Source organism: Bacteroidales bacterium (assembly GCA_035299085.1).
In the GTDB taxonomy this organism is placed as follows: Bacteria; Bacteroidota; Bacteroidia; order Bacteroidales; family UBA10428; genus UBA5072.
On record DATGXG010000024.1, the window covers coordinates 170,827 to 191,181 of the forward strand.

The following is a 20,355-nucleotide window of genomic DNA, read 5'->3' on the forward strand; positions in this document are numbered from 1 at the left end:
GATATTTACAATTTGATTTACGATTTACGATTTACGATTTACGATTTGCGATTTGCGATTTACGATTTGCGATTTACAATTTGCGATTACTCCCACTCCCCCTGTCTCCCATTCTATCCATCTCACCTCTCACTGACCTTCCTCACTACATCAATCACCGTTCCGTCCACCCATTTAATTACTGCCACAATCTGATCATCAAATTCCGGCTTTTCAGGTATTCCGCAAATGGCTTCAGCCTCATCCTTCAGTTCCTGAATCGTTTTTATGGGGAGTCCCGAGTCCTTTGTCTTTTCAATCAGGTCCTGCCGGAGAGGATTGATGGCAATGCCCCTTTCGGTGACAACCACATCAATAAGTTCACCCGGGCCGCAAAGGGTGGTCACTTCATCCCGGATGACCGGAATACGGTCACGGAACAGGGGCACCGGGATGATTACCGTTTTTCCGAAAAGGCAGTTCTGCCATCCTCCTATGCCATGCAGAAGATAACCGTCAGAATGTGTAACCACATTGGCATTGAAGTTCACATCAATTTCGGTGGCGCCCAGGATCACCACATCGATCATGCTGGCAAAATTTCCCTTTCCATGGTAATTATAGCTCACAAACGGGCTTGTCATAACATGCCTGGGATTATCCCTGATGGAGCGGACACCATCCAGATCGAATGTTTGCCCGTCAAGAATGTATTCAACAAGTCCCTCCTCAAGCATCTGCACAAGGTATTTGTTGCTTCCTCCTCTTGCGAAACGGGCTTTTATACCTTTGCTGCGCATGATGTCGGCAAAATAATTCCCCACCGACAAGGCAGTACCACCGGCACCGGCCTGGAACGAAAAACCGTCATGGATAATTCCTGTGATCTCACAGAATTTTGCAGTGAGTTGTGCCAGGAGCAGGCGATCAGGACTTCTTGTAACCTGTGTGGTACCGGAGACTATTTTTTCAGGTATACCCACCCTGTCGACTTTCACCGTGTAATCGACGTAATTTCCCTGTATCTGCCAGGGAATGCAAGGAAAGGGTACCATATTGTCGGTTACAACGATCACTTTACCGGCAAACTGTGAATCCGCTACTGCAAAGCCAAGAGACCCGCTTGCCGACTGTCCCGTTACGCCGTTTGCATTGCCGAACGGATCGGCGCAGCCTGCACCGATTACGGCTATGTCTATCATTACATCACCGTCCTGTATGGCCTGGTATCTTCCGCCGTGTGACCGGAGAACAGCTGTTTTTTTCATTTTCCCCTGGGAGCAGAATTTGCCGAGAGGCCCGTTCATGCTTCCCTCAATATGGCTGATAGTGCCGTTTTCGAGATATTTCAGCAACGGGGCATGACACGAGAAGGAGGCTGAAGGAAACCAGCACAGGTCTTTCACTCCGAGTTCAAACGCGCAGTCAAAAACCATCTGTGCAACCAAATCACCTTCTCTGAAATGATGATGGGTTGAAATTGTCATTCCGTCCCTTAAGCCGGCTTTTACAAGTGCCTCTTTTAATGTGGGAACTTCTTTATTCCCGTCGGCCGGAAAATCACTGTTCGTTGGAATCTCCGGTGAGTAACGATGCCCCTCCGGACGGTATTTTCCCACACCCAGATAGGGTACTAAGGGTTTCCCATTTACTGTTTTCGGTACCCATCTTCCGGCTGCATTTTGTATATGATCACTCATTGTTTTCCCTCCAGTTTGGCTGCAACTTTCCATATTTTACTGCCTTGGCGATTATACCCAGCGCTCTCTTCACAACCGGGGGATCAATCATTTTCGATTCCAATGCTACAACTGATGAACCTTGTTCCTGTGCCTTATAAAAAGCGAGAGCGATTTTCCTGGCCTTATCAATTTCACTTGCAGCAGGTAAAAAATTTTCACGGATAATACTTACCTGGCGAGGGTGAATACAACCCATACCTGCAAATCCCATGGCTCTTGACTCTGATGCAGCACGGGCAATGGCTTCCACGTTTTCAAAATCGGAAAACACCGAATCAATTGGTTGTTTCCCGGCTGAAACTGCAGCATTTATAAGCATATTGCGGGCAAACAGGCTTTCTTTACCTTCCGGGGTTCTTGAAACACCTATATCTGCCGTGTAATCTTCGAGTCCTATTGCCATTGCCACTACCTGGTCCGATGCACCGGCTATTTCCTGTGCATTCAGAATACCACAAGCCGTTTCAAGAATAGGCATTAAAAAGATGGAAGTATTTTTGGCTCCCAGTATTTGCGTGATTTTTGTATCGGTCAGGATCACCTGTTCGGCTGATTCGCACTTCGGAATGAGGATAAGGTTAACCGGGTGCCCGATACACCAGCGGAGGTCATCCAGACCGGCCGGAACCTGGTTGATTCGTACCATTCTTTCGGCACCATAGAAATCAACCGAACGAAGTGCGTTCCTGACTAGAATCCGGGCCTCATGCTTTTTCTCAGGGGAAACGGCATCCTCGAGGTCAAGAATGATTCCGTCACTGCCATAAATACCGGCATTGATCATCAACTTGGGATTATTTCCCGGAAGGTACAACCGGGTAATCCGGTCTCTATCCCTGTCAGTCGAATAAATATTTTGTGGTAAAACCGGCAGAAGGTATTCTTTATTTTGAGGCCTTAACAGGTTAATAGCAGCTTCGAGCCGTGCAGCAAGTGTAAATGGAAGGGCACCTGAATCATCAATTTCAAGCCTGGCGTGTTCAATTTCAAAGAATTGAAACATTTCCAGGCATAATCCGGTGATCGAACGACCGTATAATGCTTTGACTTTGCTCCTGAGATCAATTTGAATTCCGCCGGCTGACAATACCTCCAGGCTCATAAAACAGTCCGACCGGATACCTTCGCCGTGATTACCGGATGTGTATACCATAATCGCCAATTAGTACCAAAAAAGTACTGAATAAAAAGCGATTAATTGCTGATTGTTGTCATGGTGCAATAGGCGGGGTTTCACCCCGAACCCTGACTTACTTTTTTTCTGCAGCAAAAAAAAGTAAGCAAAAAATGCCGCCGCTGCTGAAAAAATCGCTAAAAATTAATTCACTACGCTAAAAGAAAAGAACTCGCCCGCAGGAATCGGGCTCAGACAGCTTTTCTTTTTTAACGCTTCGTGAATTAATTTTTTTAACGCGTTTTTTCAGAGGCGGACGTAGCGGTCCCTAGGCCTTATCATTATGTTCAATGAAGCGGATAGTCAATAACACTATCACACTGCTTTAAATATAGATCACAACAATAATCGAAGCACCGTGGGTGGGCCGGGACAAAGAAAGAACACACTATTCGGGGTGAAACCCCGATTAAGATTGAAAGGATTTCAATCCTATATCAATCCTCCTCACCGTCTCACTCTTTCCTATCATTTCCATGATATCAAACAAATGGGGACCCATGCCTGAACCGACGATCAGGAGCCTGAGAGGAGTTGCCACTTTGCCGAAGCCTATCTGATTTTCGGTGACATATTGATTCACGGCTGCTTCCATGCTTTGTGAACTGAAATCAGTTAACCCTTCAAAAATTGATTTGACTTCAACCACAATGCGGTACGTATCTTCTTTCCAAACCTTTTTAACCATCTGCTGATCATAAGAAGCCGGGGCTTCAAAGAAATAGAAAGCCTGGTCCCAGAAATCCTTTACAAAAACAAGCCTTTCCTTAACGTGAGCAGCCACTTTTTTAAGATAATCCAATTGAACCGGGTGTCCTTTCTGCTGAACCACGGGTACAAAAAAGGCAGCCAGATCGGCATCTGATTTCGAACGGAGATATTGCTGGTTGTACCATTTTGCCTTTTCAGGATCGAAGTGCGAACCTGATTTCCCTACCCGGTCAAGGCTGAATGCATCCGCAAGTTCGCACATCGAGAAAATCTCCTTTTCGGTGCCCGGATTCCAGCCCAGGAACGCCAGGATGTTCACCATGGCTTCAGGAAAATACCCCGATTCACGGTAACCAGATGAAACTTCACCTGAGAACGGATCCGTCCATTGCAGGGGGAATACGGGGAATCCCATTTTATCACCGTCGCGTTTACTGAGTTTTCCCTGTCCATTGGGTTTCAGAATAAGGGGCAGATGAGCGAATTCCGGCATCACATTTTCCCATCCCAGAGCCCTGTATAACAGCACATGCAGGGGCAACGAGGGAAGCCATTCTTCTCCCCTGATCACATGGGTGATTTCCATCAGATAATCATCCACAATGTTGGCCAGGTGATACGTGGGAAGACCGTCACCTTTATATAACACCTTGTCATCCAGCAATGATGTGTTCACCTTAACCTCACCCCGGATTATGTCTTTAACAACGACTTCATGGTTTTCAGGCATTTTGAACCGGATTACATGCGGAGCACCTGTTTCAAGAAGTTCAATGGTTTCAGTTTCACCCAGCGTAAGGGAATTTCTCATTTTTAAACGGGTGGAACTGTCATACTGGAAGTTCTTTCCATCCGATTCGTACTCTTTGCGAATCGTGTCCAGTACCTGGGGCTCATCAAATGCATAATAAGCATTGCCTTCAGATACCAGTTTTTCGGCATACTGCCTGTAAATTTCTTTTCTCAGGCTTTGCCTGTAAGGGCTGTGAGGTCCTTCTTTGTCAGGACCTTCGGAATAATGAAGGCCACACCACTTGAGTGATTCAATAATGTATTCTTCGGCTCCCGGCACAAACCTGGCCTGGTCGGTGTCTTCAATCCTCAGAATAAAATCACCATTGTTCCTGAGGGCAAACAGATAGTTAAACAAAGCTGTCCGGACCCCGCCGATGTGCAGGGGACCTGTTGGACTAGGCGCAAAGCGCACTCTGACTCTTCTGGACATAGAAATGAATTATTTGGCAAAGATATGTTAATTTTGCCGGATGGAACATCCACTCCAACACTATTACTCCCGTATTTACCGCACATACGATCTGGTTAACAGGCTTTTTACTTTTGGTCTCGATAAAAAATGGAGAAAGATTACGGTTAACGAATGCCTGTCGGTAAATCCCCGGAATGTGCTTGATCTTTGCTGTGGTACAGGCGACCTTGCCATCGAAATACAAAAGAAGGCCGGCACGAACTGCACAGTGACCGGGTTTGATTTGAACCCTGAAATGCTTTCAGTTGCCAGTCATAAATCGGAGAAAGATAATCTGAATATTGAATTCATCCGCGGGGATGCCGCTACAATGCCTTTCACTGACGAATCATTTGACTGCATTACAATCGGTTTCGGTTTCAGAAACCTTACCTGGCAAAATCCGTCAGCCGCTAACCATATCGCTGAAATCAGCCGGGTTCTTAAAATCGGCGGCAAACTGCTGATCCTTGAAAGTTCGCAGCCCTCAAACGGATTCATCCGGTTTTTTTATTCGGTATATCTTAAATCTGTGTTGGTGCCGCTTGGCGGTATCCTTTCGGGCAACTGGAATGCTTACCGTTACCTTGCCGGATCATCCGCCGGTTTCTATACATTCAATGAACTAAGGTCAATGCTTGAACCGTTTGGTCTGGATCTTCATATGAAGCACCGTTTTCTTTTCGGATCGGCAAATCTGCTTGAAGTCATTAAATCAGCGAAGTGATTTTGCTATCTTTGTTACAGTTTAATTCTATTTATGATCAACAAACTGAATGAAATCTGCCGCGGAACCTTTATCAGTTTTCTCGGTATTGAATTTCTGAACTATGGTGACGATTTCCTTGAAGCATCAATGCCGGTAGATAATAAACTTCAGCCAATGGGTCTTTTGCATGGAGGAGCTTCACTTGCGCTTGCTGAAACTATTGCCAGCGGAGGATCTTATTTGCATGTTGATGCTTCAAAATATGATGTGGTAGGATTGCAGGTTTCCGGTAATCATTTGTCACCGGTAAGTGAAGGGATGCTTTATGCAAGGGCTGATATTATCCACAGGGGTCGGAAAACGCATGTATGGGATGTGAGAATCAAGAGTGATACGGGTAAACTAATTTCTGTGGTTCGGGTTACTATGATGATCATAAAAAAGAAACAACATCCTGATGCCGGAAGTATTGAACAATAGTACCACCCTACAGGAGGCAATCTCACTTTGTCTTCACCGGAATTTACATTTTGCAGCCTACAGGTTACCAGGCGAAAAGAATTCAACGCTTGTTATACAGCAGGATCCGGTAGTGCAGATCCCGGCAAAAATGGATCATCATCTTCCGGACAAAGGATTTCTGATCGCTCCCTTTTCAAGGGAACATAATGAAACCTGGTTAATCCGGCCTGATATCATTCTTCATAACACAACCACAGGCGATCAGTTTGAAAGGCTTCAGCACCTTCCTGAACATGATCCGTATCCGCTTTCTCCTTTTCCCGATGATACAACCCAAGCAGAATATATTAAGCTCATCAGCGATTCAGTGATTAAAATCAAAAGAGGTGATTTTGAAAAAGTTGTATTATCAAGGGTTAAATCAGTGAAGGGAAAATTCAGAATGCTTATGCCGCAGGTTTTTACGGCGTTGTGTTCTGCCTACCCTGATGCATTTGTTTATCTTTTCTTTGTTAAAGGTCAGTGCTGGATTGGTGCCAGTCCCGAACCCTTTGTCTGCTCACACGATCAGCGATTGAAAACCGTTTCCCTGGCCGGGACCAGACCATTGAACAAATATAATCTTGATATCGCCAACTGGAATCATAAAGAACTCGAAGAGCAGAAATATGTAACCCGGCATATTGAGAAAATCCTGAATGGATTTGATATAAATCATGTTGAAAAAAACGGCCCTTATGTGATCCGGGCAGGGAACCTGCTGCATTTAAGAACCGATTTCTCATTTGACCGGAAAATGGTTGGCCGAAGATTGCCGGCACTTATCCATGCCCTGCATCCCACTCCTGCCGTTTGCGGGATGTCGACAGGACAGGCGATGGATTTTATCCGGAATTTCGAAAAACATAACCGTGAATTCTATGCCGGATTTCTCGGACCGGTTGGCTTTACCGATAAGGTATGCCTGTTTGTGAATCTCAGATGCATGAAAGTGTATGACGACAGGCTTATTCTGTACATTGGAGGTGGAATTACAGGTGAATCAATGCCTGAAGAGGAATGGGAAGAAACAGAAATCAAGGCTGACACATTGCTTTCGGTTATTAAAGAGATGCAGTGATAATGCTTCATCCCAAACAACATATCACCGACCTTGCAGAAATTCTTAAAAGAAGGAGCATTGAACACATTGTAATCTCCCCCGGATCGAGAAGTGCGCCGCTGATAAGGGCTTTTTCCGAAAGATTCGGCGATAACTGCATAAGTTTGGTGGATGAACGAAGTGCCGCATATTTTGCCCTGGGTATCGCTCTGTATACTCAAAAACCGGTTGTGCTGATTTGTACATCCGGGACCGCAGTTTTGAATTACGCTCCGGCACTTGCTGAAGCTTTCTATCAGAAAGTCCCCCTCATAGCCATTACAGCCGACAGGCCTCATGAATGGATTGACCAGTTTGATAACCAGACTTTAAGGCAAAACGGTATTTACCGGAATTATATAAGGCGGAGCTTTGAATTACCGCAGTACACGGTTACAGAAGATGATCTTTGGTTTGCCCACAGGATCGCGAACGATGCAGTAAATGCAAGTTCAGGTAATCCTAAGGGCCCGGTGCAGATCAATGTTCCTCTTACTGAGCCCTTATATGAAGACCTCCCTTTACCCTCTGAACATCTCAGGATCATTCCTGAATTTGCAGGGGAAACAATGCTTAGCCTTCCGCAAGAATTCCTGGATATGTGGAAAAATGCCCGGAGGATCATGATCGTTCACGGCCAGGATCAGCCGGGGGCCATAGAAGCATTGAAACCCCTGCTTGAGGATCCGAGAGTTGCCCTGATTGCAGAAAACATCTCAAACCTTGGAAGCGAAAAGGTTATCCAAAATTCAAACCTGGCATTGTCGGTATTCAAACGGAACAGTCCGGCACCACCTGACCTGGTTTTGCATAGTGGTGGACAGGTAGTTTCAAAATCGCTGACCTCTTACCTGCGGAAAGCTCGTGATATCAGGTGCTGGAGAATCGGAAAGGATGACAGTATTGTAGATACGTTCAGAAAGATTTCCGGGGTGATCCCGTATCCGGCCGTACCTGTATATGCGGCATTGAATAAGTACATCCAGAAAAAAACCGGAAGTGATTACCGTTCTGACTGGCTGAAGCTGTCTGAAACTGCAGATAACCTTGCATCTGCAAAGCTTGAAGAATTACCCTTCTCTGACATCCATGTTTTCAGAAAACTGGTTGACCTGGTGCCCGACAATGCTGTTGTCGTTGCCGGAAACAGCAGTATTATCCGCTATTCACAGCTTTTCAGGTTCAGGAAAAAACTAACATTCTATTCAAACCGCGGGGTTTCGGGAATTGATGGTAGTTTTTCAACCGCCGCAGGAATTGCACGGGTTAGCGATAAACCCGTGGTGGCTATGATTGGCGACCTGGGATTCCTGTATGATTCAAATGCCATGTGGAACCGTGAAATGCCAGCTAACCTTAAGGTTATTGTGATTAATAATGAAGGCGGCGGTATTTTTCACATATTGAAAGGCCCTTCGGATCAACCCGGATTTAAAAAGTTCGTGGAGGCAAACCATCCGGTAAATATTGCTAAATTAGCTGATGCTTACGGATTAGGTTATTTCGCCGCATCCGATCCGGGAGAAATAGAAGAAAAATGGCCAGAACTTATGAACGCAAAATCATCAGCCATTCTTGAGATAAAAACAAATGCCGTGACAAGCGCGGATTCCTTCCGGAAGCTGATGGCCGGAAACTGAAACTAATTTGAAAGAGGAATGCATATGAGAGAATGGAAGACACTAAAAACATATGAAGAGATTCTCTTTGATTTCTTTGAAGGAATCGCAAGGATAACCATTAACCGCCCCAGGTACCGCAATGCCTTTACGCCCGATACAACACGGGAAATGTGTGATGCCATGTCGTATTGCCGTGAAAACCCTGATATTTCAGTTGTAATTCTTACAGGCGCAGGGGATAAAGCTTTCTGCAGCGGAGGTGACCAGAATGTAAAAGGATTTGCGGGATACATCGGCAAAGATGGAGTTCCGCGTCTGAATGTGCTCGATTTGCAGAAAATGATCCGGTCGATTCCCAAGCCGGTTATCGCCATGGTTAACGGTTATGCCATTGGGGGCGGCCATGTGCTGCATGTGGTGTGTGACCTCACGATTGCATCCGATAATGCTATTTTTGGTCAAACCGGTCCGCGTGTGGGAAGCTTCGATGCCGGTTTTGGTTCTTCTTACCTGGCAAGAATTGTGGGACAGAAAAAAGCGCGGGAAATATGGTTCCTGTGTGAACAATATTCGGCTGCCCAGGCACTTGAAATGGGACTTGTGAACAAGGTGGTACCTTTTGATGTTTTAGAGGATGAGACTGTTGCGTGGTGCGAAAAAATTATGCAGCATAGTCCCATTGCACTCAGAATGATTAAAGCAGGTCTAAACGCTGAGCTTGACGGACAGGCCGGAATCCAGGAACTGGCCGGAAATGCCACGATGTTGTATTATATGTCCGATGAAGCACAGGAAGGTAAAAAGGCCTTTCTTGAAAAGCGTAAGCCTGATTTTTCAAAGTATCCGAAGCTCCCGTAAGCTCCGTTAGGAGCGACATTATGGTAGCATGGTATGGGTACAGGATTTAGAGCACCGGTACGGCATTATGGTTAATAACTATAACATGAAGCATCTGAACATCTGGATAAAAGCCTTCAGGCTGCGGACACTTCCCCTTGCCCTGTCAAGCGCCATTCTCGGAAGTTTCCTGGCCTATGCTCATGGTTCATTTCACTGGTATGTTTTTATCCTTGCCATACTTACAACACTTTTCCTTCAGATACTTTCAAACCTTGCCAATGATTATGGCGATACCGTTCACGGAACGGATAATGCAAACCGTGTCGGCCCGTTAAGAGCCATGCAGAGCGGTCTGGTAACCCACCAACAGATGAGAAGCATGATCGTGCTTTTCATAGTACTTGCTCTTGCATCCGGATCAATCCTTATTTTTACCGGGCTGCGGAACATCGGATGGAAAACTATCCTGTTCTTCTTTATCCTTGGACTTTCAGCTATTTATGCCGCCATAAAATACACAATCGGGAAAAACCCCTATGGATATATCGGGCTTGGAGATGTTTTCGTATTCATTTATTTCGGTATTGTGGGCGTGGCCGGTACGTTTTATCTTCATACCAATTCTTTTGATCCCTGGATTTTACTTCCTGCTTCTGCAATCGGTCTTTTAAGTTCCGGCGTTCTGAACATTAATAATATGCGGGATATTGAAAATGATACCCTATCAGGAAAACGCACACTGGTTGTATATATCGGCAGCAAAGCAGCAAAATATTACCATCTTGCCCTGATTAGTTTTTCCATTGTTTTTTCCCTGATCTATACTTTTGTTAAATTTGATTCCGTATTTCAGTTTCTTTTCATACTTACCTGCCCGCTTTTTGCATTAAACGCCATCGTCGTAATGAAAAACACGGATCCGGGTGAATTAAATACCGAACTCAAAAAACTGGCATTCAGTACCTTTATATTTTCAATAACCTTCGGCTTAGGACTCATTTTAAAATGATAAAAGCTAAATCCTCATACCTGGAATTTCATTTCCAACGGCCTGCAACCACCTCACGTGGAACCCTGATGACCAAAAAAGTATATTTCATCATATTGTATCATACTGATGATCCCACCATTGCAGGAGTGGGTGAATGTTCGCTGTTTCCGGGACTTAGTTATGATGATGTCAAAGGCTTTAAGCAGAAACTCAATCAGACTATTGACCGGATCAACGAAGGGGACTATTTTAATGACAGTAGCCTTATTGAATGGCCTTCTATCAATTTTGCCGTAGAAACGGCCTGGAAAGATATCCGGGCTAACGGTTCAAAGATTCTGTATCCGTCAGGTTTTACTGAAGGGAAGGACTCCATTTGGATCAACGGCCTTGTATGGATGTCGGATAAAAGCGAAATGATCCGCCAGATACGCCAACGGATGAATGATGGGTTTACATGCCTGAAGCTTAAGATCGGAGCGCTTGATCTTCGGGAAGAGATAGAAGTGCTGCGTTTCATAAGAGAACACTGTTCACCTGATGAAGTTGAAATACGCCTGGATGCCAACGGTGCCTTCGGGAAATCGGAGGCACTGGAAGTTATTAAAATACTCTCTGAATTTCAGATTCACAGCATTGAACAGCCTATTTCTGCAGGACATCCCGAAGACCTCGCGAAGATATGCGAGGCATCGCCGGTACCCATTGCACTGGATGAGGAACTGATCGGAAAACATACAATGACAGGCCGGAAAAAGCTTCTTGAAACTATAAAACCAAAATACCTGGTACTAAAACCCGGGTTACTGGGCGGCCTGGCTTCATGCAAGGAATGGATAAACCTTGCACAGGAAAAAAATATCGGGTGGTGGATCACTTCCTCACTTGAAACAAATATCGGCCTCAATGCCATAGCCCAGTGGACTTATACCTTGAAAAATGAAATATACCATGGGCTAAGCACGGGTTCACTTTACAACAATAACATCAGATCACCTTTATACCTTCATGGCGAAAGGCTGTATTTTGATCCCGAACGTAAATGGGATCTTTCGTCGTTTGAACTGGAGTGAAATATGGAGCCCTGGAAACTTGGACTGACACTACACAACAACTATTACTCGTATAAAGAACTGCTCGAATATAGCGGAGAGCGCATCGTTTCTTCTGACACACATCCGTGGGAGAAGGAAATCTTCAGGTTTATTATTACCTGGCTCAGTAACAGCGATCATATCATTCAATATTCATCCGGAACCACCGGTAGGCCCAAGGAAATAAAATTGTCTAAAATGGCAATGATTAAATCGGCCCTGAATACGTGTTCTTTTTTTAATCTTCACAAAGGGGATTCAGCACTTCTTTGTATGCCCACCGATTACATTGCCGGCAAAATGATGATCGTTCGGAGTATGGCTGGCGGATTAAATTTATTCATAACAGAGCCCCGTAGTGTACCTGAGATTCGGGTTTCGGAAAAGATTGATTTTTGTGCCATGGTTCCGCTCCAGGTGACCAATCTGATGCTTTGCAGCACTGACCTGTCGCCTGTTAAAAAACTGCTTATCGGAGGGGCCGAAATAAGCCGCGAACTTGAAAAGCGACTCCAGGAAACCGACACCCTTGCATTTGCCAGCTACGGTATGGCCGAGACCTGCTCTCATGTTGCTATCCGTAAATTAAACGGTTCCGGTCAGCATCCCGATTACATAGCGCTTCCTGATATCAGCCTGTCGGCTGATGAAAGAAGCTGCCTTCTTATTCATGCATCCTATCTGCCTGCACCGGTTATCTCAAACGATATGGTGAGTTTTACCGGTAATAACAGATTCCGGTGGATCGGAAGGTTTGATAACCTGATTAATTCAGGAGGCATCAAAATCGTTCCCGAGGAAGTGGAAGCACTTGTAATGGAAAAAGAATCAATAGAGTGCGTGGCAATGGGAATTCCGGATAAAAAACTGGGCAATAAGCTTGTAATTGTGGTTGAAGACACCAGCACAACAACAGATTCTGCCGATACTCTGAAAACAAGATTTGCAGGTATACTTCCCCGTCGTTGGAAACCAAAAGAGGTAATTTCAGTACCGCATTTTCCCCGTAACGATGCCCTGAAGATTGACAGGAGAAAGCTCGCTGAAATTATTTTGAACTGTTATTAAATTCCGATTACCCGATTTTCTATCTTTATTTTGTTTACAGTGTCCTAAACCCTAAAAATTTAACAATATGTTTCTGATTATTCTTGGAATAATTGTGCTCATCATTGGTTTCTCTTCGGCCAGGATGAACAGCTCATCATTGCAGCGCTACGGTAATCCTATAAAAGCAGCAGGTTTTCTTATTATTCTGATCGGACTTATGTTAACCTGTGTGGTACAAATCGAACCCGGTGAGGTTGGCGTTCAGAAACTTTTCGGAAAGGTCAGCGACCGGATTCTCGAGAGCGGCTTAAACGTTAAAAATCCGCTTGTTCAGGTTGTACGATTCGACAAGAGGACGCAGAACTATACTATGTCGGGTGTAGCTGCGGAAGGGGATATTACAGGTGATGATGCCATCAGGGTTCTTACATCGGATGGCCTCGAAGTAGTACTTGACCTTACCGTCCTTTACAAAGTGATTCCTGCAGAAACACCAAAAATTCTGAGGGAAATCGGGATAGATTATAAAAATATCATTGTTAGGCCGATATGCAGAACCAAAATCAGGGACAATGCAGTATATTACGAAGCAGTGGCACTGTATTCGACAAAAAGAGATGAATTCCAGGAGCGCATATATAAGACTATTGAAAGTGATTTTAAAGCCAGGGGTCTGCTGCTCGAGCAATTGCTTGTCAGGAATATTACCCTCCCTGAATCAGTTAAACAGGCTATCGAGTCTAAAATCAATGCTGAACAGGAGGCACAGAAAATGACTTTCGTTCTGCAGAAGGAAAAACAGGAAGCTGAACGCAAGCGTGTGGAAGCACAGGGTATCGCCGATTACCAGAAAATCATCAGCCTTTCATTAACTGACAGGCAGTTGCAGTACGAAATGATCAAGGCTATTTCTACATCACCGAATGCCAAACTGATCATAATGGGTGACGGCAAGAATACGCCGATTATGCTGAATAGCAATTGAGTAGAAGGGATTAAGGGATTAAGGGATTAAGGGATTAAGGGATTAAGTAATAAGGTAATTATCTCCTTATTGCTTAATCACCTTATTACTTAATCACCTTATTACTTAATCACTCAATCCTGCTCTCTGCTTAAGCAGTTCCGGAGTTAATGTAATCAGGTGACCAATCTCCTGTCCGTTCCTGTAGGTTACCACTCTAAGGGTTATAGGTCCCTCGGGCAAGGCAAAAGGAGCTGTATATTTCGGAGAATATTGATCGGGCATTGAACCGTCGATACTATAGAAAATATCAACTCCGGGAACTTCCGATGCCATATCAATCCACATCTTGCCGTCCTTAATGGTTGCATTGACAATGGCATCATACATAGCTTTTGAATAGTTTATTTCTGCGATGTCCGAGCGCGTAAACTGGTTTTCCACTCTTTCCACAAAATTGCTCCAGTTCTTATTCTGTGCAGGAGTCCAGAAATCCTCGATCAGGGCCCAGCCTCTTGGCCAGGTCATATATTGCGCATAGCGAAGCGTTTCAACCTGTTCGGTCCAAAGGTTGCCCTGGCCACCCAGGATGTACTTTGCATCAACACCTTCTGGAACCGGTTCAAAGCTGTAGCTTTTCTGCAGTCGTAAAGTAGCATATATCGGAGGATCAACAGTAACGTCACCCTGCGTATAGTCGATATAACAGAATGTTGTAGGCGTCATAACCACATCATGTCCCATTTTTGCAGCTTTTATTCCGCCTTCGACGCCTCTCCAGCTCATTACAGTAGCGCCCGGTGAAATTCCACCCTCAAGGATTTCATCCCATCCCAGGAGCTTTTTACCTTTTGCATTCAGAATTTTCTCGAGACGGTTCACAAAATAACCCTGGAGCTGTTCCACATCGGTCATATTCTGTGCTTTCATGAGCGCCTGGCAACCGGCATCTTCTTCCCAAAATCCCTTGTAGCATTCATCACCGCCAACATGGATATAGGGATTCGGGAACAACTGTGCCACTTCGGTGAAAACCTTGTCGAGAAACTCATAAACCTTTTCATCGGAGGGATTCAGCGTATTTTCAATGAGCATTCTGAACTTCCCGTCACCATACCATTCGGCAAAATTAGTACCGGGATTTACACGGGTATTCGGATCCTTTTTGGTACTGAGTTCCGGATACGCTGCAATGGCGGCCATGCTGTGACCGGGAACATCAATTTCAGGCACTATGGTAACATATCGGTCAGCAGCATATTTGATGATCTCCCGGATATCGTCCTGGGTATAAAAACCGCCAACTGTTGAAGGTTCATCGGGCTTAACGTCAGCCCTGTCACCAAAATGACCATGCCGTTCGGCACGCCATGCCCCTACTTCAGTAAGCCTGGGCAGCGACTTGATTTCAATTCTCCAGCCATTGTCATCGGTTAAATGCCAGTGCAGGGTATTAAATTTGAAACGGGCCATCTGGTCGATATAGGCTTTAACCTCATCTTTTGTGAAAAAATTACGGCTTACATCGAGCATAAGACCTCTCCATCCGAAACGCGGTGAATCGGTAATCAATACTGCAGGTATTGTCCACTGGCCTTTTACGGCTTTTTTGCTTTCAATTTCCTTAGGGAATAACTGAAGCAGGGTTTGTATGCCATAATACAAGCCTGCCGGTTTGTTAGCAGTAATTACAACCCCTTTTGCCGAGCTTGCAAGTGTATAACCTTCTGAACCCAGTTTAGCATCCTCTTTGTCATTCAGGTTAAGCTGGATAGAATTCCCTGTTCCCTTTTTGCCGGCAAACTTAAGCCCTGTTGGTGTGCCCAGGTATGTAACAAGAGCATCCGCAACAGGCTTCGCCTCATCTTTATTATATCCCACTGAAGCGCCCTGGTTCAGGGTCCATGATCCGGTAAGAACCTGGACACTGGCCGGCTGAGGAATAATATTCACTTTAGTTGTCTGTCCCATAGCAGCAACTCCGGTAATCAGTAATAATCCAAAAATTAGTCTTTTCATATTGCATTTACAATTAGTAATAAAATTCAATTACCATAGACGCGATAAATCGCGTCTCTACCTCTCCCTACTCCTTACTCCTTACTCCCTACTGCTTTCCGGAGTTGCTTACAAATGCCACATGCCGGCTGTCAGGCGACCATGACGGAACATTGATTGTCCCCTGCCCTCCGTAAAGATAAGCCACCACTTTGGGTGCGCCGCCGTTAACCGGCATAATTCTCAGCATTACCCTTTTGTAAGAGGGATGTGCATCGGGATCGATTTCTGTCGGAAACGATATGAACAGAATCCATTTGCCATCCGGCGAAATATGCGGGAACCAGTCGTTATACTCATCAAAGGTAAGCTGTTCCCTTGCCGAACCATCCGGCTTCATTCTCCACAGCTGCATGGTGCCGGTCTGGCTGCCGTTATAGTAAATATATTTATTGTCGGGTGATCCTTCAGGTCCGTCAACATGACCGTTTTTGAAGAAAGTAAGCTGTACTTCCGGTCCGCCGGCAGCGGGACTCTTATAAACATTATAAATAGGAGTATCACGCTGGGCTACATAAAGCACCCATTTGTCATCTCCTGTCCATCCGTGGAAATAGGAGGGTGTTTTTTCCGTAATGAGTTTGCCTTCTCCGCCTGAAAGCGGTAACACATAAACCGATGATCCTCCGCCTGGCAAGCCGGGACGATGGTTGCTCACGGCAAGCATTTTACCTTTGAACGAGATGCCGTGATCATTATTCATCCTGTCGAGTGATCCGGTATTCAGTTTCGCCGGTGTTCCTCCTTCAACAGGAATGGTATACAATGAGCCGTTTTCATTAAAAAGCAGGCTTTTTCCGTCAGGCATCCAGTTAGGTGCTTCAAAACGGCCTTTCGATTCATGAATTACTTTTCGCATACCGGTGAAAACATCAAGAATCTCCATCCTGCATCCAATCCATCCTTCTTTATCGGGATTGTATGTATCAGCAACCGGCTGATCAATCCTTACATTCCAGATTTTCGCCTGTTCAACCACATCGGGGTTATGCGATGTAATAAAAATTCCTGCAAAAACATCATCCGGAAGATCATTTGCCATTGTGGTTCCTATAAGCTGTAAAGGCTCACCGACCTGGGCAGCCCTGAAGATCATTTTTTTGCCCTGGCGTTCCAGCTGAAGCACCTGGTAACCTTCCTTGGGTGCAAAGATCTCATCCTGCGGGTCCCTCATGAAAGCGCCTTTCAAAGGCCGCCATTGCATAACGGTTAGCCCTGCACTGTGCAATACGGCACTGTAATGCGAAGAATTATCGTCAAGTGTTTCCCGTACCATCCAGCCCACTTTCCGGTGCGGGTCAACACCTTTTCCTTCAAAAGCAAAATTCGCTGTCAGAATAAAATCGCCTTTTAATTTTTTATAAGCATACTGAAATTCATCCCTTTCGAACCATATATTATATCCTGCTCCTTTCATTGTATAGGTTTGTGAGCTCTCATCAAATACAGTTGATCCTGCATGTTTTGGATTTCCGATATCCGAGTGGCTTTCAAAAACCCCCACCGGGGTTTGGGCAAAACTACCTGTTATCATGGCGGAGGCCAGTATTAAAGTAATGACTTTCATAAAGAATTATAGTTAATTGAGTAATTCCCGTTTTGTTGCAATGAGAATTCAAGTTGGATCATCTTTAATCCAAATTTAGGAATTTCCGCTGAACATCCTCTATGTTGATTTTCACAGAAGGGTTAAAATCCGAAGACGACATGTATTTCTTCAGACTATACAGAAATTGCCGGCTTTCAGGCCTTTTACCGCTATCCGTAATTAAATCAATTCCTGAAACGATAATTTTACCCTTCCCTATCCGGGCCTCGAATAGTAAGGCCAGCGGACGGTTCCTGAACCAGGTATCAATAACTCTGACTATGGGTTTCAGGCCAGGTGGAAGATCAGATAATAACAGGGCATTGGAATGGCTCATGGCATCCCACCACTGATAATCACTGTAAAAATCTGTCGGAAATTCATTAAATGCAGGATGTTTGGGATTGCAAAGAATTCCCAGGGTATGCGGTGCCTGGTTACTTGTCCATGCAGTGTTCCAGAATATGCTTGAAAATCCCACAGCAACATCTCCTCCCTGCTCCGGTTTAATGCTGCCTTTTTTTATTGTCAGCAAAACTTTTCCCCCATGGTTCAGCACATCCACAGCTTTCTGATCTAAAGATTGTGTTACCAGGATATTATCCCTTATTTCCTGCTGTTTACCGGGATATACCCAGACAGGCCAGCTGTTTTCATATTCACCCGCCGATAAGGTAAGGGTAAGTTTCTGAGGCTTTTCAAAACCTCTGAGTTGAATATGAATGGCTCCCAACCAGTATGAGCTTCCAATGGGTATATCGGTTGCCGGTAATTTTCCGTCTGCAATTGGTTCTCCACCCTCTGCAGTGAGTTTCCAGGAAGGGATCATTTGCTTAAGCGGTGCCTTTCCGAAATGTGCTATTTCAAGTGAGGCAATAAGGGAATCGCCATCAGTATAAATCAGTTTGGGTAACCTGACCAATGGTACTGTGGAATTGCAGAATCGCCTGTATTCCCCGGGAGTCACATATCCTTTTGAGTTCCAGAAAGCATTCAGTACGCCCACCAAAGCTGTTCCCTGACCCGGAAAATCATGCAGATCGAGTAATTCAAAGCCTCCGAAACCCGGTGTCCTCAAGGCGGCCTCGATATCTGCCTTGTAGCATAAAACCTGCAATTTCCCCGATGCCAGAAGGAAACTATCGGCCAGGGATCCCATGTTGTTCTTTTCAAGTGTTTCCCTGAAGATCTCAAAATTCTCAGGCTTTAAGACTCCTGTATATTGAGAAATCTCCTTAAAATCGGGATAAGCACACCATTGGCCGATTTCATGACTTATGGTTGGCTTTGTGGCTGATATTTTATCTCGCCAGTCATAATCGGTTTTTGGTGGCTGGGCATTGATAATGCTGTTTAATCCCTGGCCCCATCCCTGGATCCTGGGTTCCGGCACATTATTGAAATCATTTTCAGGTATAATCGGCCAACCGGCACCCCCGGAGTATATTCGCCGTAAATCTTTACTCTTCCAGTGATCGATAAAACTTCCAAGCCATGTATTCATATTTTTTCCATCCGGTTCATTTCCATAAAGCAGCATGCAGAATGAAGGATGATTACCATAAGCATTTACCATTCGTTCACTTTCGTCATAAATAAACTGATCCACAGGCAGGCCGTTGCCTATAGATGTTCCCTGGTTGGCCCAGGAAGAACATTCAACATGCAGGTAGAAACCTGTTCTGTCAGCCGCTTCAAAAGCAGCATCAGGCGGACACCATGAATGGAAGCGCATTAAATTTAACCCATAGGAACGGGCAATCCTGAATATCCGCATCCATTCGGCAGTATCAGTAGGAGGATACCCGGTTCTGGGAAATATGGCGCATTCAAGTGTCCCTCTGAAAAAAACTGGTTTCTCATTAACAACGATTTGTTTCCCGTTCACACGGATTTCCCTCATACCAAATAAAACTTCCTGGGAGTCTGTTTCCTTTTTCACATTCTCAACCGATACTTTGAGCCTGTACAGGTTAGGGTTGAATTCATCCCAAAGCATGGGCTCATTCCCCATCGGATATTCAAGGTCATATTCAGCTGAACGGCCTTTTATAAATATCTCTGTGGATTCAGAGTTAAGCTTCTCCGGAGATATCCCCTGTTCAGTGACGGCCAGCAGGGTGATTGTGGCTTTCTGTTCAATTTCCGCTGTATTTTCAACAGTCACTTTAACACGGATTAGTTTCTTTTTAAGATCAGGAAAAACTTTTATGTTGACGATGTGAAGCAGGGGTTTCGACTGAAGTTCAATTTTGCCTGCTATGCCATTCCAGTTCGTCTGTGTGTGATCGGAAATACTGTGCGAATTCTGGCCGACATTAATGTCTTTTATCCGGTTATCTACCAATATGGTTATGGAGTGTTTACCGGGCGTTAGGTATTCCGTCAGATCATAGATATGGGGCGTACCCAGGGAATTCAGTGTGCCTGTCCATTTGCCATCGACCCACACGGATGTTTCCCAATGACATCGTTCCAGAAAAAGTTGAATGTATTTGCCCTTCCAGTTATTTGGGATGGTTATCTCCTTTTGATACCAGGCCATTCCGACATAATGCTTGTTGAGTTGCAGCCAGAATGGAATTTTTATTTGCCCTGCCTTCCTGTATTTTTCATATTCCGGAGAGGTAAACCATGAGCTATCCACAATCTGCCCGGTCCATTCCGTTTTTACTGAAATATCATCACCTTTGATATTGGTTGCCATGGAACCCGGCAACAGTACAGTCTCTTCAAACCGACTATTATACCATTTTTCCTGAATTCCCTTAGATCCGGGATCTGTTTTAAATGACCATTTGCCTGAAAGGTCGATCCCTCCTGTTTGTTTGCAGCCAAAAAGGCCCGTGCATACCAAAATCAATAAGCAAAAACTCTTTTTCATATTTTTATCTGATATGATTTTGATCCAAGCCCGGCATTCAAAGCATGTTAGGTTCTTTCAGAATTCCCTTTCTGTAGAAGTCTCTGAATTAATTACCGGT

Annotated in this window: 15 protein-coding genes; 9 read left to right on the forward strand and 6 right to left on the reverse strand. The window is 44.8% G+C overall.

The window, feature by feature from the left end; translation table 11 throughout:
* Nucleotides 1–122: 122 nt before the first annotated feature.
* From citF to gltX, 3 genes are all read right to left on the reverse strand, one after another.
* Complete coding sequence (gene citF, locus VK179_07135; GenBank protein HLO58498.1) at nt 123–1,679, reverse strand: citrate lyase subunit alpha; 1,557 nt, start codon at nt 1,677–1,679, stop codon at nt 123–125.
* Entirely contained in the window at nt 1,672–2,874 is a 1,203-nt protein-coding gene (locus VK179_07140; GenBank protein ID HLO58499.1) for an aldolase/citrate lyase family protein, read from the reverse strand. The genes citF and VK179_07140 overlap by 8 nt, the downstream gene beginning before the upstream one ends.
* 430 nt (nt 2,875–3,304) lie before the next feature.
* Entirely contained in the window at nt 3,305–4,831 is a 1,527-nt protein-coding gene (gltX, locus tag VK179_07145) for a glutamate--tRNA ligase (protein ID HLO58500.1), read from the reverse strand.
* A 40-nt stretch (nt 4,832–4,871) separates the two neighbouring features.
* On the opposite strand from gltX, the gene VK179_07150 reads away from it, so the two are divergent.
* The 9 genes from VK179_07150 to VK179_07190 all read left to right on the forward strand — a co-directional run bounded on the left by VK179_07150 (nt 4,872) and on the right by VK179_07190 (nt 13,746).
* On the forward strand, nt 4,872–5,579 hold the full coding sequence (locus VK179_07150; protein ID HLO58501.1) for a ubiquinone/menaquinone biosynthesis methyltransferase: 708 nt from the start codon (nt 4,872–4,874) through the stop codon (nt 5,577–5,579).
* Nucleotides 5,580–5,612: 33 nt separating this feature from the next.
* A complete protein-coding gene (locus tag VK179_07155) occupies nt 5,613–6,041 on the forward strand; it encodes a PaaI family thioesterase (protein ID HLO58502.1) in 429 nt (142 codons plus the stop codon).
* A complete protein-coding gene (locus tag VK179_07160; protein ID HLO58503.1) occupies nt 6,019–7,143 on the forward strand; it encodes a chorismate-binding protein in 1,125 nt (374 codons plus the stop codon). The genes VK179_07155 and VK179_07160 overlap by 23 nt, the downstream gene beginning before the upstream one ends.
* A 2-nt stretch (nt 7,144–7,145) precedes the next feature.
* Complete coding sequence (gene menD, locus VK179_07165; GenBank protein HLO58504.1) at nt 7,146–8,804, forward strand: 2-succinyl-5-enolpyruvyl-6-hydroxy-3-cyclohexene-1-carboxylic-acid synthase; 1,659 nt, start codon at nt 7,146–7,148, stop codon at nt 8,802–8,804.
* A gap of 18 nt (nt 8,805–8,822) precedes the next feature.
* Nucleotides 8,823–9,644, forward strand: a complete 822-nt coding sequence (menB, locus tag VK179_07170) for a 1,4-dihydroxy-2-naphthoyl-CoA synthase (GenBank protein ID HLO58505.1) — start codon at nt 8,823–8,825, stop codon at nt 9,642–9,644.
* An 85-nt stretch (nt 9,645–9,729) separates the two neighbouring features.
* On the forward strand, nt 9,730–10,635 hold the full coding sequence (locus VK179_07175; GenBank protein ID HLO58506.1) for a 1,4-dihydroxy-2-naphthoate polyprenyltransferase: 906 nt from the start codon (nt 9,730–9,732) through the stop codon (nt 10,633–10,635).
* A complete protein-coding gene (locus VK179_07180) occupies nt 10,632–11,690 on the forward strand; it encodes an o-succinylbenzoate synthase (protein ID HLO58507.1) in 1,059 nt (352 codons plus the stop codon). Before VK179_07175 ends, VK179_07180 begins: the two co-directional genes overlap by 4 nt.
* Before the next feature lie 3 nt (nt 11,691–11,693).
* A complete protein-coding gene (locus VK179_07185) occupies nt 11,694–12,779 on the forward strand; it encodes an AMP-binding protein (GenBank protein ID HLO58508.1) in 1,086 nt (361 codons plus the stop codon).
* 67 nt (nt 12,780–12,846) lie between these two features.
* Nucleotides 12,847–13,746 (forward strand): prohibitin family protein, encoded by a 900-nt coding sequence (locus tag VK179_07190; GenBank protein ID HLO58509.1) that lies wholly within the window; start codon nt 12,847–12,849, stop codon nt 13,744–13,746.
* 105 nt (nt 13,747–13,851) lie between these two features.
* On the opposite strand, the gene VK179_07195 is transcribed toward VK179_07190, so the two are convergent.
* The 3 genes from VK179_07195 to VK179_07205 form a co-directional block, all read right to left on the reverse strand.
* Nucleotides 13,852–15,744: a family 20 glycosylhydrolase gene (locus VK179_07195; protein ID HLO58510.1), complete on the reverse strand. Its 1,893-nt coding sequence runs from the start codon at nt 15,742–15,744 to the stop codon at nt 13,852–13,854.
* Between the two features lie 88 nt (nt 15,745–15,832).
* Entirely contained in the window at nt 15,833–17,350 is a 1,518-nt protein-coding gene (locus tag VK179_07200; GenBank protein ID HLO58511.1) for a hypothetical protein, read from the reverse strand.
* A 64-nt stretch (nt 17,351–17,414) separates the two neighbouring features.
* Complete coding sequence (locus VK179_07205) at nt 17,415–20,255, reverse strand: hypothetical protein (GenBank protein ID HLO58512.1); 2,841 nt, start codon at nt 20,253–20,255, stop codon at nt 17,415–17,417.
* Nucleotides 20,256–20,355 lie beyond the last annotated feature (100 nt).